General features: G+C 31.7%; 14 protein-coding genes. 4 read left to right on the plus strand and 10 right to left on the minus strand.

The genetic code is table 11. The annotated features are described in order from the left end of the window. Positions 1–177 precede the first annotated feature (177 nt). From AAGD39_RS01600 to hemE, 4 genes are all read right to left on the minus strand, one after another. Positions 178–2130 (minus strand): primosomal protein N', encoded by a 1953-nt coding sequence (locus AAGD39_RS01600; RefSeq protein ID WP_341756894.1) that lies wholly within the window; start codon positions 2128–2130, stop codon positions 178–180. Between the two features lie 79 nt (positions 2131–2209). Next, the gene (gene hemJ / locus AAGD39_RS01605) at positions 2210–2647 is read right to left on the minus strand and encodes a protoporphyrinogen oxidase HemJ (protein ID WP_341756895.1); all 438 of its coding nucleotides are present in this window, start codon (positions 2645–2647) and stop codon (positions 2210–2212) included. A gap of 20 nt (positions 2648–2667) precedes the next feature. Then, positions 2668–3759 (minus strand): ferrochelatase, encoded by a 1092-nt coding sequence (gene hemH, locus AAGD39_RS01610; protein WP_341756896.1) that lies wholly within the window; start codon positions 3757–3759, stop codon positions 2668–2670. Further along, positions 3737–4756, minus strand: coding sequence for a uroporphyrinogen decarboxylase (gene hemE / locus AAGD39_RS01615; RefSeq protein WP_341756897.1), 1020 nt, complete (start codon positions 4754–4756; stop codon positions 3737–3739). Before hemE ends, hemH begins: the two co-directional genes overlap by 23 nt. 393 nt (positions 4757–5149) lie before the next feature. On the opposite strand from hemE, the gene AAGD39_RS01620 reads away from it, so the two are divergent. Then, complete coding sequence (locus tag AAGD39_RS01620; RefSeq protein WP_341756898.1) at positions 5150–5968, plus strand: pyruvate, water dikinase regulatory protein; 819 nt, start codon at positions 5150–5152, stop codon at positions 5966–5968. A gap of 159 nt (positions 5969–6127) precedes the next feature. Next, complete coding sequence (locus AAGD39_RS01625) at positions 6128–7156, plus strand: zinc-dependent alcohol dehydrogenase family protein (protein ID WP_341756899.1); 1029 nt, start codon at positions 6128–6130, stop codon at positions 7154–7156. A gap of 95 nt (positions 7157–7251) precedes the next feature. Here the strand turns inward: AAGD39_RS01625 and AAGD39_RS01630 are convergent, their stop codons facing one another. From AAGD39_RS01630 to rsfS, 3 genes are all read right to left on the minus strand, one after another. Further along, positions 7252–7731, minus strand: coding sequence for an SH3 domain-containing protein (locus tag AAGD39_RS01630; RefSeq protein ID WP_341756900.1), 480 nt, complete (start codon positions 7729–7731; stop codon positions 7252–7254). Positions 7732–7742: 11 nt separating this feature from the next. Continuing rightward, entirely contained in the window at positions 7743–9482 is a 1740-nt protein-coding gene (locus AAGD39_RS01635) for a cation:proton antiporter (protein ID WP_341756901.1), read from the minus strand. A gap of 83 nt (positions 9483–9565) precedes the next feature. Continuing rightward, positions 9566–9907, minus strand: a complete 342-nt coding sequence (gene rsfS, locus AAGD39_RS01640; RefSeq protein ID WP_375318865.1) for a ribosome silencing factor — start codon at positions 9905–9907, stop codon at positions 9566–9568. Positions 9908–10016: 109 nt separating this feature from the next. On the opposite strand from rsfS, the gene AAGD39_RS01645 reads away from it, so the two are divergent. After that, positions 10017–10262, plus strand: a complete 246-nt coding sequence (locus AAGD39_RS01645) for a BolA/IbaG family iron-sulfur metabolism protein (RefSeq protein WP_341756902.1) — start codon at positions 10017–10019, stop codon at positions 10260–10262. Between the two features lie 185 nt (positions 10263–10447). Here the strand turns inward: AAGD39_RS01645 and AAGD39_RS01650 are convergent, their stop codons facing one another. Next, positions 10448–11317: a TIGR01459 family HAD-type hydrolase gene (locus tag AAGD39_RS01650; protein WP_341756903.1), complete on the minus strand. Its 870-nt coding sequence runs from the start codon at positions 11315–11317 to the stop codon at positions 10448–10450. A 348-nt stretch (positions 11318–11665) separates the two neighbouring features. Between AAGD39_RS01650 and gyrB the strand changes: the two genes are divergently transcribed. Further along, on the plus strand, positions 11666–14095 hold the full coding sequence (gene gyrB, locus AAGD39_RS01655) for a DNA topoisomerase (ATP-hydrolyzing) subunit B (protein WP_341756904.1): 2430 nt from the start codon (positions 11666–11668) through the stop codon (positions 14093–14095). 134 nt (positions 14096–14229) lie between these two features. On the opposite strand, the gene AAGD39_RS01660 is transcribed toward gyrB, so the two are convergent. Both AAGD39_RS01660 and AAGD39_RS01665 read right to left on the minus strand, forming a co-directional pair. After that, positions 14230–14904, minus strand: coding sequence for a GNAT family N-acetyltransferase (locus tag AAGD39_RS01660; RefSeq protein WP_341756905.1), 675 nt, complete (start codon positions 14902–14904; stop codon positions 14230–14232). Positions 14905–14929: 25 nt separating this feature from the next. Then, positions 14930–15715, minus strand: a complete 786-nt coding sequence (locus AAGD39_RS01665) for a succinate dehydrogenase iron-sulfur subunit (protein WP_341756906.1) — start codon at positions 15713–15715, stop codon at positions 14930–14932. Positions 15716–15726 lie beyond the last annotated feature (11 nt).

Consider the following 15726-nt stretch of genomic DNA (forward strand, 5'->3'; position numbering starts at 1 on the left):
ATTGTGATAGCCCTTGTCTCATGAGGGCTACAGGCTAAAATATATAAAATTTTAAATATACAATTTGTATTTTTGTGCAATTCTTCTAAACTCTTTATATTACAATGGGTTCAGAGATAAATATTGATACCTTCATGCAATATCCGGGTTAGTAATATCAATATGGTTAGCTATATATTAATAAAAACTCTTAGGATCTATATCTATTTTCAAATGACAAAAAGAAGGAATTTTGATTAAACTTAACCATATTTGTAAAAATTTTTGTAGATTAAACTTCCTGTCTACTATGATCAGAATACGATAGCGAAATTTTCCTGCTAATTTAGACATTAATGAACTAGATGGTCCAAGTATTCGTGCCGAACTTTTTGGGGCAATTGCAACTAGATTTTTTGATATTTCAAATATTTTATGCTCATTTTTTCCAGACAAAATTATCGATGCCATTTTGGTAAAAGGTGGCATATTCTCTGCTTGTCTTGTTTTAAGCTCATATTGTAAAAATTGATCTCCTCCATTTTTTATATAACCAAATATAGCATTATCTGGATAATAAGTTTGCATTAATACTATACCTTTTTTATCTTCCCTTCCTGCCCTACCTCCAACTTGATGAAGTAATTGATAATTACGTTCACTTGATCGTAAATCTCCACTACCAACAGTTCCAAGATCAGCATCAATAACACATACCAAGGTAAGATAGGGAAAGTGATAACCTTTAGTAATCATCTGAGTACCAATCAAAATATCAATCTCTAAATGTTCCATCTTATGTAGTAATTCATGAATTATTTTAGGTTTCTGAGCATAGTCTTTGCTAATTACGGCAATTTTACTATCAGGAAACAAATATCTTGTTTCTTCTTCTATTCTTTCAATCCCTGGACCACAGATAGTTAAAGAATCTTTTTCCAAACAATCTGGACAAACAATATGAATCCTACTCTGATAGCCACAATGGTGACATTCAAGTTTTTTACTAGATTTGTGTACCACTAACCAAGCAGAACAAGAATTGCAAGTAAAACGATAACCACAAAGCTTGCATAGCATTAATGGAGCATATCCCCTACGATTTAGAAATAATAACACTTGCTCTTTGCTTGCCAGCTTTTCGCCAATTGACGCTATTAACTTTGTAGATAAGTAAGAATTCTTTGGTAATTTTTCCTTCTTCATATCTATTATTTGAATTTCTGGTAAAGTTGCTTCCTGATGACGGCTTGACAATTCAACTAATTGATATTTATCTGTATTTACATTATAAATTGTTTCAATAGAGGGGGTAGCTGAACATAATACTATTTTTATTTTAGATAAACTTCCTCGTAATATTGCCACGTCACGAGCATTATATAATATACCTTCATCTTGTTTATAAGAACTATCGTGTTCTTCATCAATAATAATTAATCCAAGACTATGATATGGTAGAAATAAACTACTTCTAGCACCAATTATAACTTTAATTTCATTGCTCAGCAAACCTCTTAAAATCATCTTTTTTCGAGCTTTAGTAACCGTAGAGTTCCATATTACTGGATTAAAACCGAATCGTTCTGCAAAACGATTTATAATTTGCTGACTTAAGGCAATTTCTGGTAACATTATCAATATTTGATTACCTTGCCTTAAATATTCAGCTAATAAATGAAAATATATTTCTGTTTTACCTGATCCAGTTACTCCTTTAACAATTGATGGTTTGTCAGATTGAATTAATAGAGAAAGTGCCTTTTGTTGTTCTATTGAGAGGGGTGGTAGAATAAAATCTTTATTTAACTCTTGATGTTTTATTTTTATAGGCTGTTCAGCAACGTCAATTGGCAAAACCAACTTGGCAACTGAACCAAGCTCCACCATGTAATAATTAGTAGCCCATTTAATTAGTGATAATATTTCATGATTAAGTCTAAATTCAAGTGGTACTTTCTGTTTAATATACTTGATTCTGTTATATTTCTCTGAACCCCCAACATCTAATTGCCAAACTATACCTGTCAATTCCTTATTTCTAAAAGGAACTATTACTAAGTCTCCTGTAGCTAATTCTAGTCCATTTGGAATTAAATAATCCAGTGGAAAAAGATTAGCTAGTGGCAGTAATATTTTAGCAACTTGCATTAAAATTCACTTTCATACCATTTTATCATACTAACTATACACTAATTTTTTGATGCACTAATAGGTAATTACATTAAAATTAATCAAATGGTTTAACAATAACCATAATAACAGCTATGATCATGAATAATGCCGGGACTTCATTAATAATACGATAAAATTTCTCAGAGTGATTATTTTTTCCATCAACAAAATCCTTTCTCCATCTAGCTAATAAGCCATGAAAAATAGTTATACCCAAAACTGCTGTCATTTTTATATAAAACCATGTTCCTAAAGCTACTAACCCATATATATAACTATTGATTATGCCTAAAGTATAAGTACTTATCATAGCAGGATTCATAATTATTCTGATTAACCTACTTTCCATTAACTGAAATGTCTTATCAGTTTCACTACCTACTATAACTCTAGAATGATAAACATATAATCTTGGTAAGTATAATATACCTATCATCCAAGAAATTGCTGATATAAGATGAAATGCTTTAAACCATAAATAATAACTAGCCATTAATATTACCTCATATTGACTTAACTTTTTAAATTACAAGGACACATAGTAAAATTATCAGGACATATTTTTTTGTTAATTGAACTACATATCAAATTTTTTGTTTCTTCACCGTAATCAACTAAATTTGATATCATTTTAGTTAGACTATTAATGAACAATTTATTTATTCCAAGAGCAGGAGTCCTAATATATTCTATTTTATATTTATCAGCGATTTTTCTATATTCAATATCTAATTCTACTAATGTTTCAACATGTTCTGACACAAACGCTATTGGAACAACTATAAGAGATTTATTTTCTTTACCAGCTACTTCAATCTCACCCTCTGTGTTAGGTTTTAGCCATTCTACCGGACCAACACGACTTTGATAAGTTACCTTATAATCTAAATTATCTATATTAAGATTAGACACTAATTTTTCTACAGTTCTTTCAACCTGCCACTGATAAGGATCTCCTGCTTTTATTATTTTTGTAGGCAACCCGTGAGCTGAAAATAATATACGAAAAATATTTTTGTTTTTCAACTTTTCTAATGATTCTTTTATTAATGATAAGTGAGCATTAATAAATTGATCATCAATAGGATAGCAACAAATAGTCTTAATTGGTATATTTGAATTTGAGTATGTATTTTGAAAAGAAGATAGGAAATCTTTAATTGAAGATCCAGTAGTAGTACTAGAAAAATGTGGGTATAATGGTAACAATATTATTTCTGAAGGGTTATACTCATTTATTCTTTTTATAGCTTCTTTGGAATTAGGGTAAAAGTGACGCATTGCTATGAAAATTTTAAAGTTATCATTTATAGTGCTTTTTAATTTTTCTGTAATAGCAAATCTTTGAGATTCCGTTTCTTGTAAAATAGGTGACTTATCACCTATTAGAGAGTATATTTTTTGAGATTTTTTATTTCTAGCAATTGATATTATTTTAGAAATAATAAATCTTAGGGGATTTGGTAGGTTAATGATTGCTCTATCATAGAATAAATTAAATAAAAAACGCTTGACGGAGCTTAAGCTATCCGGTCCACCAAGATTAAAAAGTACAATGGCTATATTTTTTTTTTGAGATATTTTAATATCTAAATTTTCTAACATAATTAACTAAAAATTCAACATTTTCAACTGGTGTATTTTGTAAAATACCATGTCCAAGATTAAATATAAAATTTCCTTCTTTAAAATTTGAAATTATTTTATTTACTTTTTCTGCGATAATTTCTTTATTAGTAAGCAATATAAAAGGGTCTAAATTACCTTGCACAACAACTTTTTCATTCCATAATTTCATAGTACTAACAGGTACGAATTGATCTACTCCAATAACATCCACTCCAGTATTACTAATGTATTTTTCATATAAAAGCCCTGATCCCCTTGGAAAACCTATAATAGGCAAATACGGAAATTGTTCTTTTAAAGTTACTACTATTTTTTTTGTCGGTTGTATAACAAACTGGTCATATTCCGTTTCTTCTAATATTCCCGCCCATGAATCGAATAATTGTACTAAATCCGCTCCAGCCTTTACTTGTCCTATTAAATGGATAATAGTCTTCTCGGTAATAAAGTCTAGTAGTTCTTGTGCTAAATTATTATTTTCATAAATAAATTTTTTACTTGTCTCAAAATTTTGTTTACCTCTTCCTTCCAACATATAAGTCATTACCGTCCACGGACCACCTGCAAAACCTATTAGTGCAGTATTAACTGGTAAATTTGCTTTGACTTTATTTATTATCTCATAAACTACATTTAACTTTCTACTATAATTTCCTTTAAGATATTTAAAATCCTCTTTTGATTGAAACTTACGTAATATTGGTCCTATATTTTCTTCAAATTTAACACCCCATCCCAATGCATCAGGCAAAACCAAAATATCAGAAAAAATTATAGCAGCATCAAAATTATATCTTCTTATTGGTTGCAAAGTAACTTCTACAGCCTTGTTAATATCATAACATAAATCTAGGAAACCACTAACAGTTTTTCTTATTTTTTGATATTCAGGTAAATATCTACCAGCCTGACGCATTAGCCAAATTGGTACAAAATTATTACTTTTCTTAAAAGTTTGTAAAATTTGGTTCATAAAATAATCCATATTAATCTATATATTTATATATTATTTTTTTAGTTGTTGTAGAGATTGTTTATATGTAGATATATTATATATACACGTAGTTATACTCATTTTTTATTGTTAAATCACTTAGTATAATATATTAGTTGTAATGATTACTCACATTATTTATATAATTATTTTTTTAGTGGATAATTATATTAATTTATGTGTTTAAAGTGAGAAAACGTGAGAGATATTGGATGTTTATCATTTTACACACAAAATTATCCACAAAATTATTATTTAAATTTTATAGGTTATTTATCTCTGTATAAACGATATATATGACTAATTTATGGTTATTTTTAATATAGACTATTGAAGTATGAAAAAAAATTATCCACAAAGACTAATAAATATATGAATAAGCTAATTGTTCACTTAGTTTCAGACTCTTCAATACAAACTGTTAAACATGCAGCTAATACTTCTTTGTTACAATTTAGTAAAATTGAGTCAAAATTATATCACTGGCCAATGTTGAGAAATGCGGAATTACTAAATGAGGTTTTGAGAAAAATAAAAATAAAGCCAGGCATAGTATTATACACTATTTCAGATTACCAACTAAGAAGAAATTTAACCAAATTTTGTTATGATTTGAAGTTTCCTTGTATTTCTGTTGTAGGTAGAATTGTAAAGGAGATTTCAGATTTTTTAGGTGTAGAAACAGAAGAAAGTTTAGTTTATGACTATAAATTTGATGAAAGTTATTTTGATAAGATTCACGCTATTGATTATACTTTTAGACATGATGATGGTCAGATGACTAGTGAATTAGATGAAGCTGATATTATTTTGGTTGGTCCTTCTAGAACATCAAAAACTCCAACTTCTGTATATTTAGCATATAATGGATTTAAGACAGCAAATGTACCTTATATACACGGTTATCCATTTTTAGACCTTTTAGGTAATGTAAAAGGGAAACTTATAATTGGTTTAGTTATTGATCCAGCTAGACTGATTGAAATAAGAGAAACTAGAATGCATTCTTTACAGATAAGTGATAATACTAGTTATACTAATTTTAAAGTAGTTCAGGAAGAATGTATGCAAGTAAAACAAATTTGTGAACAACAAGGATGGTCAGTAATTGATGTTTCAAGACGATCTATAGAAGAAACTGCTTCTGTAGTTATGAAGCTTTATTATGACCGTAACAAGTCAGTTTTATAGTTAACCAGATTGGCTTTAGTCGTAGTAAAATGATTTCATTGTGAGGATGTATAATCTAAAGAATCAATCCATTTATGTGGTCACTTATATAAAATGTAATAATTAGGTTGTACTAAGGAATTTTAAAAATGAATAAGTTTATTTAGGTGACTTGCAATTATGAAAAAATTCAACCTACCACAAACTTATAAAGCAGTTATGTATAATTTGTTTGGTAATCCGTCTGAGGTATTAAAAATTGTTAGATTAGAAATGCCAACACCTTTGGATAACGAGTTATTAGTTCAAATGCATGCATGTGCTATTAATCCTTCGGACTTACTAACTATTAGAGGAATATATCCTGACAGAGTAGAATTCCCTAAAATAGCTGGTTTTGAAGGAGTTGGAACTGTTCGTGTTGCTGGTGACTCCAATAATAATCACCTAGTTGGTAAAAGGGTACTGGCATTAAAAGGAAAAGGTACTTGGCAAGAATATAACATTATTCCAGCTCAAGAAGCTGTTTTAATACCTGATGAAATTGATAATAGAACAGCAGCACAATTATATATTAACCCTCTCACTTGCTGGTTAATGTTAGTTGATAAATTAAAAATTGATAAAAGTGGCATTCTTGTAATAAATGCTGGAAATTCAATTTGTGGACATATTATTGCTGGTTTTTCTAAAAGCTTGGGTTTTGATTTGATTTCAATTGTAAGGAGTGTTGAGAATAAAGTTAAACTGGAACAACTTGGTTTGAAGAAAGTGATTAACTCAAATGAAGAAGACCTCTCTAATGCTATTTTAAAATTTACAAATAACAGAGGGGTTGATTATGCTTTAGATGCAATTGGTGGTGATGCAGGAGCAACACTGCTAAAAGCAGTTAATCTTGGTGGTAAATTTTTGCAATATGGTCTAATGTCTAGACAACAGCTTCCAGCTTCTTTCTTTACTGATGCAACAGAAAAAAATGTACAATTTGAATTTTATCATTTGCGAGATTGGGTATATAGTAAACCAGTAGACTATAGACAGGAAATATTTAAACAAATGATAGAACATTTTGTTAGAGCAGATATAAAACTGCCTATAGATACTGAGTACAATATAGATCAAATTGCAGAAGCTGTTACTATGGCAGAATTCGAGGGAAGAAATGGTAAAATATTATTGAATTTTGTCAACAGAATAAGGTACTAATAAGTGCGTCCTTAAATAGAATATCTTTATAATTATGAAACAAAATACATAAATTGTAAATTTAATCTATTTTTTGGTCCTATTTTATGGGATTATTATACTCCCCATAATAGTTTCTTAGGCAGCCATCCAGTATAATTTTTACAACGTACTTGGCAATGATCTTTTCTGCATTTATTAAGTAAACAACGTACATGATTACTTACTTTTGCAACAACTTTATTTGGATCATCAGCTACTCTAGTAAGTGCTACCAAATCTGGGCTTACCACAATTACCGATCTTTTGCCGGATAATACGCTCGAATGTACCCAACCCCCTTCTCCTTTTATGTCACGAATTTGCCTCCATTGCTCATATTCTGCAATAATTTCTATTGGTTCTCCCTTTTTAATAAACACCCATTCTATAGGGGCTTTTATCGTAGGACCAACTCTAGCATTTACTTCATTAGCCTTTATTGAGGCAAATCTGGGTATAGGCAGTTTCTGATTATCAGCTTTCGTTAGCAATGGTACAGATGTCAAGATAAGTACAATCCAAATATACACCTTTTGCTGTAATTTGATTGGCATGAGTAACAAACCTAATATTTATCTGAATCGTTTTCTTCCAATTCATGCAATGCGTCGTCTCGTTTAGCTATTACATAATTACCTGATCTAAATTGTCCTTTGATACGATTTATTTCATATTCACTCAAACCAATAAATTTTAAAATTGTTCCACCAAGCTGCAATCCAGTCTCATAATTTTCCGGAATGATTGTGGTTGCTCCAGCATCATAAAACTCTCTAGCGTTTTGCAAATTTTTTAATCTTACAATAACTTCAAGATCCGGGAAATTACTTGAAATCGTTCGAAGAGATTTTTTGATAGTAACCTTATTATTCATTGTAAGTACTAGGGTTAAAATCCTTTCTGCTCCGACAGCTTTTAGCGTATCAATCTGTGATATATCTCCTCTAAACACTGGGAATCCATTAGCTGTTTCTTCTTTGACAATTTCGTCATTAACATCTAGTGCTATATAATTGATCCCTTCAGCTTCTAATACTAATGCTACCATCTTACCAACACTACCAAAACCAGCAATTATTATATGGTTTGTTAAATCTCTTGCCCCAAGTTCTATAATTTGTATAGGAGTTTTCCCGAGCTGCTTATCAAGTTTTTCAGCAAGTTTTCTGCCTAAAATTGCCAGTAATGGAGTTAGGGCCATAGTGCATGTTACCACTAATAAAAGCACATTGGCGGTATTCTCTTCAATGACCCCACTTTCTTTACCAAGACCGAATAAGATAAAAGCAAATTCTCCGCCTTGTGATAATAATAAACCAGCATGCAATGCTACCCCCCGATTAAAACCAAATAAGATACAAAAGGCAGTAATAATTAATGTTTTCACCATGATCAAGGCAACAGTGCAAGTTAGGATAGTTGATATTTGAGCATATATTTCTTGTGCATCAATATTCATACCAACGCTCATAAAAAATAGTCCTAACAATAAGCTTTTGAAAGGATATATACTTTCCTCAGCTTGCAATCGAAAATCTGTTTCTGCAACCAAAACACCCGCAACAAAAGCTCCTAAAGCAAGTGATAGACCAAAATAATCTGTTGCCCAAGCAGCAGATAGAACTACCAATAAAGTCATGGAAATTGGTAGCTCGTTTATATCACCATTTTCTGATGAAATGAACCCAAATAAAGGTCTTAGTAATACCCTGCCTACAATAAATATGGCAAGTAGAGCAATAATAGCCTTAAGCAGAGCTACCCCTAGAGCCGATACTAAAGAAGCTTTACTATCGCCAGCAAATAGCGGCACAATAACTAATAGTGGTACAACGGCTAAGTCCTGTAATAACAAAATAGCTAGGGATATGCGACCCAATTGGGTCGCTTGGCTGCGACTCTCCTCAATAACTTGCATGACAAGTGCAGTTGAAGATAAAGCAAGCCCCCCTCCAATAATAATTGCAGCCCCACTATTACCGCTAATTAGAGCAACAGCGGCAGCAATTATTATAGTAGTTGTTAATACTTGTAGTGAGCCAAGACCAAATACATATCGCCTCATTACCTTTAATCTTTCAAAAGATAATTCTAAGCCTATAGCAAAAAGCAAGAAAACTACTCCTAATTCTCCTAGTAATTTTGTTTGATCATAGGTTACAATCCTAAATCCATGATCACCAATTACTGCTCCGGCAATTAAATATCCCAAAACAGGACTTAGGTTAAGACGTTTCAGTATTGCTACAACAAATACAGCAGTTCCTATTAAAATTATAATATTGACAAGAATATGCTCTCCCATTTACACCTTTTCTTCAGAAGTATTTATACATTATTTTTTAACTACACTAAGTAGTTTTCAGTAAAAAATCTAAATTTTTTAATTTATTTTTTTCTCCACATATCTTCCAACTTAAAATGTTCTCTAACCTCTGGATAGAAAATATTAACTAATATATTTCCAACATCTATTAACACCCATTCAGATTGTTCAAGTCCTTCAATATTACTATTAACATTAGCTTGATGTTTTAACTCTAAAGATAAATGTTCAGCAATTGCCCCGACATTTTTAGTTGAACGTCCGCTTGCAAGAATAATATATTCAGCTAATGTGGTTTTTTGTCTTATATCTATTACCAGTATATCTTCTGCTTTTTTTTCTTCTAAACATTTAACCACAAACTCTTTTAATAGGTCAGTAGTTAGTTCAATATTTCCTATCATAATTATCCTTTTGTTTTGTTCAAATCTAAGATGATGACATTTTTGCAAAGAATTAATTGATTGCAGGCTATAAATTTTTACTGTATTTTGCATAAAAAATTTAAAAAAAATGGCAATATCTATTATAGAACTTGAAAAGATTATACTTTATAGTTTTCCAAATGCCAAAATAAAAATTGTTGATCTAGCTGGGGATCAGGATCATTATTCCTTAGAGATACAAGATGATGCTTTTCTTGGAATCAGTCTCGTTAATCAGCACAAGATGGTAAAAAAAGCTTTAGCAGAAATATTGGATAATAATAAATTACATGCTATCACTATCAAAACTATTAGCCCTCCGTCTAATAATTAACATATAGCTAACCTACGTGGGATCTTGCAATAACGGGTACTTTTACCACAGCTATCGAAAGTTAGAAAAATAAGTTGCTTTATATGTCATCATGGTAATTTAAAAGTTGCGGCGTGAAGCCCGAACGAAGCAATTGGCTCTTATATCTTTAAATTATGATATAAGAGCCTAATGAATTATTATAATCAATTTGTAGTCAATTGAATAACAAGACTTGGCATTACTCCCTGCTCAGTCGCAGCGATTTTCAAATGCTTTAATTTTTCTTCGATAGTATGATATTGGCTATGAAATATTGTCGCATTACCCGTTAATACTAAAGCCGAGTCAATTCCCATGTTATTTGCTCCTAAAATATCAGTAAAGAAAGTATCGCCTATCATCAGAACACGTTTCAATGAAATATTTGGTAACTGGTTTAATACTGCATGATATATTTCTAGACATGGTTTGCCGCTATAAATTATCTCACCACCAAATTGCTTTATTTTTGCCGCAAAATATCCAGAACAATATCTCCGTATACCTTGTTGCACAATTCCAAGATCTGGGTTGGCACATATAGTAATTATGTTTCTTTTTACTACATCTTTAAATAAATCATCAAATTCATCTAAATTTAAGTTTTCTCCTTCATCACGATGGATTGTTAACAGAAAAATATTAGCTTCCTCTATGTTTGTAGTAATAGGTGTTTGTAATTCATTCAGAAGGTCATTATCTTTTTGACCAAGATGATAAACCACCGGATTTTTTATACCAAATCTTTTACCACTGTCTAGTATCATGTCAATTGCTACTTCACCAGAACTAAAAACCATTTCTTCCGTTGCGTTAATACCCCAACTTTTAATTTTGTTAAATAAGAAAAATCTGCTACGTGGAGCGTTAGTAACAAAAAAAACCTTCTTTTGCTGTTTAATTATTTGGTTAATATTATCAACTACTCCGGGATAAACTTGATTGCCTTCTACTACAACCCCCCAAAGATCAAATAAAAAAACATCATAATCATCCATTACAGATGGAACATCTCTAAAAGTTAATTTTGTCATTGTTATGTACACTATATAAGTTTTTTATAAGAATATAGCTAACCAGATTAGCATTTGGTCATAGTTGATCTAGGGCAATGTTTGTCATTCCCGCGTAGGCGGGAATCTGTGATTGTTAAGGGATTTCTGAGCGTTATTTTAGATCCCCACCTACGCGGGAATGACAAACATTGCCCTAGATCAACTATGACCAAATGCTAATCTGGTTAGCTATAACTCAATGTTAGACTGATAATAAACAATAAATATCTTTAGTAAAAGATATTTGTTAATAAACTACTTGAAAACTATACACTTGCTGTAATTTTGCTGTATAGTTATCTTTTATCTTTTATTTAATGTTAGGATATGTCAAATAATCAACAAGAGTCAATAACAGAATTAGAATACGGTGCTGACTCCATCAAAGTTTTAAAAGGTCTTGAGGCAGTTAAGAAAAGACCAGGTATGTATATTGGTGATACTGACGATGGTTCAGGATTACATCATATGATTTACGAGGTAGTTGATAATGCCATCGATGAATCTTTGGCTGGTTATTGTAACTTAATTAAAGTAATACTGAATGCCAACGGATCTGTGACAGTGCGTGATAACGGGCGTGGGATACCTGTTGATATTCATGAAGGAGAAGGTATATCAGCAGCTGAGGTTATTATGACCCAATTACATGCTGGCGGTAAGTTTGATCAAAATTCTTATAAAATATCTGGTGGATTGCATGGTGTTGGTGTATCTGTGGTAAATGCTCTGTCAGAATGGTTAGAACTTAGAATTTGGCGGGATAATAAGGAATATTTTATAAAATTTAGAGATGGAGCGGCTGAAACGCAACTTGTACTAAAAGGAGACTCCGTAGAGAAAAAAGGCACGGAGATTACTTTCCTTCCATCCATTACCACTTTTAGCACAATTGAATTTAATTTTGCTACTGTAGAACATAGACTTAGAGAACTAGCCTTTTTGAATTCCGGTGTTAGGATATTACTAAAGGATCATCGTTTTGCTGAACAACAAGAAGTAGAGTTTTGTTTTACTGGTGGTGTAGAAGCTTATGTCAAATATATAGATAAAGCTAAAACTTCATTACATAAATGTATATCACTTAATACTAATAATCAGGCAACAGGGATTACTTTTGAATTGGCAATGAATTGGAATGATTCATATCATGAGAATATTTTATGTTTTACTAATAATATAAGACAACGTGATGGCGGTACGCACCTTATTGCCTTTAAGGCTGCTCTTACTAGAGTTATTACCACTTATACCGAGAATATTGGGCTTAATAAAAAAAGCAAAGTAAATTTTACTGGCGATGACACTAGAGAAGGGCTGTCATGTATTTTATCAGTGAAAGTACCAGACCCCAAATTCTCATCACAGACTAAAGATAAATTAGTCAGTTCTGAGGTTCGCCCTATCGTAGAAAATGCTGTATATACTAAGATTTTAGAATGGTTTGAAGAACATCCCAGTGATGCAAAAATAATTATTAATAAAATTATTGAAGCGGCAACTGCTAGAGAAGCAGCTAAAAGAGCAAGAGAGTTAACTCGTAGAAAGTCAGCTCTTGAAATTTCAAACTTACCTGGAAAACTTGCTGATTGTCAGGAAAAAGATCCGGCTCTTTCAGAGTTATTTATTGTCGAAGGAGATTCGGCTGGCGGTACAGCGAAGCAGGGAAGGGATAGAAAGTTTCAAGCAATTTTGCCACTACGAGGTAAAATATTAAATATTGAAAGAGCTAGATTCGATAAAATGTTAAATTCTGAGCAAGTAGGGACGCTAATAACTGCTCTTGGAACGGCTATTGGTAATGAAGATTTTTCATTGGATAAGCTAAGATATCATAAAATAATTATTATGACCGATGCTGATGTTGATGGTTCGCACATCAGAACCTTGTTACTTACCTTCTTTTACCGGCATATGCGGCAATTGATTGATAAAGGATATTTATATATCGCTCAGCCGCCTTTATATAAGGTGAAAAAAGGTAATAATGATTTTTATTTGAAAAATGATCAAGCTTTGCAAGATTATTTGGTAAAAAACACTATTAGTGATGCAACAATTATGTTGTATAATGGACGAGAGATCAGTGGTCATGATCTTGAGGATACGATCAAAAAGACTATCCGGTTTGTTGCATTACTTGATCAAGTTAGCAAAAAGTTTAACCGGCAAATTGCAGAATGTTTAGCTATCAAAGGTTTATTAGGTAATCAAATATTTGATGAAAATAAAACGAATGAAATAAATCAGGCTTTGAATATTTTAAATCTTGGAGATATATCACCTGATAAAACAGATTGGCAATTTGTAGTGAGTACAAATAAAATAGAATTTTTCCGTTTTGTTCGTGGGCAAAAAGAAAGTAAAGTTTTATCAACAGAACAACTTGAATCTTTTGAATTTACTCAACTTGCTAAATCATTTACTCCTCTTGTAGATTTATTTATTGAGCCAACAAAGTTACTAATTAAAAACCAAGAATATATTATTACACTGCCTAGTATGTTGCTAAATTATATATTAGAAAGCGGCAAGAAAGGTATAGCTATTCAACGTTTCAAAGGTCTTGGAGAAATGAATTCTGAGCAGTTAGGAGAGACAACATTAGATCCTAAAAGAAGGACTTTACTACAAGTTAAAGTACATGAACAAGATAGTGCCGAGATGATTTTTTCAACATTAATGGGAGATTTTGTTGAACCTAGAAGACAATTTATTCAAGCAAATGCCTTGAATGTAATTAATCTAGATGTTTAATCTAGATTGCGGATATGGAATAATAACACATGGCAGTTTAAAAGTAGCAGGAAAAATACCATCGTCATTGTGAGAAGCCACTTTGGTGGCGACCATGCCCTACATTTTTTATTCGTATCAAAAAAGAGCCGAAATTAGGTCACTTTAGAAATCTTTACAGAGTACATGCAATCAGAGCAATCATAAAAGTTTTGTAACCGTAATTTTGTATCCCACTCATCTTTAAGTATACTATAGTATACTGTATCTCGACGTCTGTCATCAGGCATGAGCGTGTGGCTTCGTAACACTCCTTCTTCAGTTGCACCAATTTTAACAAGCCCACCTTTAGCTCTTACATTAAGTGCATCTGTTTTAAACTCCACCCTTTCCATATTCAGGTAATCAAAAGCAAAATGCAATAAAAGAAACTTTGCATTTTTATTAATACCACTCCCTTGAAACAATGTTTCTATCCAACTCCAACCTATTTCTATCCTGCGGTCTTTTGGGGAATAATTGCCAAAAGCTGTTGATCCAACAATTTTTCCTGTTTTCTGCTCTTCAATAACAAAATGATATCGCAAACCCAACTTTCTTTGTTGTATGGCGTCATCAACGTAGTCGCTTATATCTTGTACTTGACTCATTTTGACAGCGAAATATTTCCAGACTGCGTAATCAGAAGTGAACTTAGCAAATGTAGACATATCATCTGCGTTTAATGGCCTTAATCTTACTAACTCATTATTGCAAATAATGTCATGGGCAAAAAAGCTACCATTATTCTTAGCTAACGCTAACTTAAAATTAGTAAGTATATTGTCCATATCTACCTAATAGAAAAGTTCTATTTTACACTCCATGGCGTTGTATTATTTGATTTTTTATCTCTGCAATAGCTTTAGCTGGATTTAAACCTTTCGGGCAAGTTTTGGTACAGTTCATAATTGTATGACAACGATATAGTTTAAACGGATCTTCCAAATCATCCAAACGCTCTCCAGTATATTCATCCCTAGAATCAGCAATCCACCGATAAGCTTGTAGTAAAATCGCAGGTCCTAAATATTTATCACCATTCCACCAATAGCTAGGACAAGAGGTGGAACAACACGCACATAATATGCATTCATACAGCCCATCTAATTTCTCTCTATCCTTAAGGGACTGCAATCTTTCACTATTGGAAGGAGGAGGAGTATCAGTTTTTAGCCAAGGTTCTATCGATTCATATTGAGCATAAAAATGCGACATATCAGGTACTAAATCTTTTACTACCTTCATATGTGGTAGGGGATATATCTTAATATCACCACAAATTTCTTCAATAGGCTTAATGCAGGCAAGTGTATTAGTTCCATCTATATTCATTGCACAACTACCACAAATCCCCTCACGACAAGAACGTCTGAAAGTCAAAGTAGCATCTATTTCATTTTTTATTTTAATTAAGGCATCTAGAACCATTGGGCCTGTCTTGCCTATATCCAACTCATAAATATCAATTCTAGGATTTTCATCAGAATCTGGGTTATATCTATAAATTCTAATGTTACGTAATTTATCGGCTTCCCCAGAATATTTATGTACTATCCCTTTATGGACTTTAGAATTAGGTGGTAATCTGAGTTCTGCCATATCTATTCCCT

The organism is Candidatus Tisiphia endosymbiont of Nemotelus nigrinus (assembly GCF_964026475.1).
In the GTDB taxonomy this organism is placed as follows: domain Bacteria; phylum Pseudomonadota; class Alphaproteobacteria; order Rickettsiales; family Rickettsiaceae; genus Tisiphia.

Coding starts and splice junctions, on each gene's coding strand:
- AAGD39_RS01660 (WP_341756905.1), bottom strand. CDS start 14,904: ATGGACAATATACTTACTAATTTTAAGTTAGCGTTAGCTAAGAATAAT.
- AAGD39_RS01630 (WP_341756900.1), bottom strand. CDS start 7,731: ATGCCAATCAAATTACAGCAAAAGGTGTATATTTGGATTGTACTTATC.
- AAGD39_RS01645 (WP_341756902.1), top strand. CDS start 10,017: ATGGCAATATCTATTATAGAACTTGAAAAGATTATACTTTATAGTTTT.
- hemE (WP_341756897.1), bottom strand. CDS start 4,756: ATGAACCAAATTTTACAAACTTTTAAGAAAAGTAATAATTTTGTACCA.
- AAGD39_RS01620 (WP_341756898.1), top strand. CDS start 5,150: ATGAATAAGCTAATTGTTCACTTAGTTTCAGACTCTTCAATACAAACT.
- AAGD39_RS01625 (WP_341756899.1), top strand. CDS start 6,128: ATGAAAAAATTCAACCTACCACAAACTTATAAAGCAGTTATGTATAAT.
- hemJ (WP_341756895.1), bottom strand. CDS start 2,647: ATGGCTAGTTATTATTTATGGTTTAAAGCATTTCATCTTATATCAGCA.
- AAGD39_RS01600 (WP_341756894.1), bottom strand. CDS start 2,130: ATGCAAGTTGCTAAAATATTACTGCCACTAGCTAATCTTTTTCCACTG.
- hemH (WP_341756896.1), bottom strand. CDS start 3,759: ATGTTAGAAAATTTAGATATTAAAATATCTCAAAAAAAAAATATAGCC.
- AAGD39_RS01635 (WP_341756901.1), bottom strand. CDS start 9,482: ATGGGAGAGCATATTCTTGTCAATATTATAATTTTAATAGGAACTGCT.
- AAGD39_RS01665 (WP_341756906.1), bottom strand. CDS start 15,715: ATGGCAGAACTCAGATTACCACCTAATTCTAAAGTCCATAAAGGGATA.
- rsfS (WP_375318865.1), bottom strand. CDS start 9,907: ATGATAGGAAATATTGAACTAACTACTGACCTATTAAAAGAGTTTGTG.
- AAGD39_RS01650 (WP_341756903.1), bottom strand. CDS start 11,317: ATGACAAAATTAACTTTTAGAGATGTTCCATCTGTAATGGATGATTAT.
- gyrB (WP_341756904.1), top strand. CDS start 11,666: ATGTCAAATAATCAACAAGAGTCAATAACAGAATTAGAATACGGTGCT.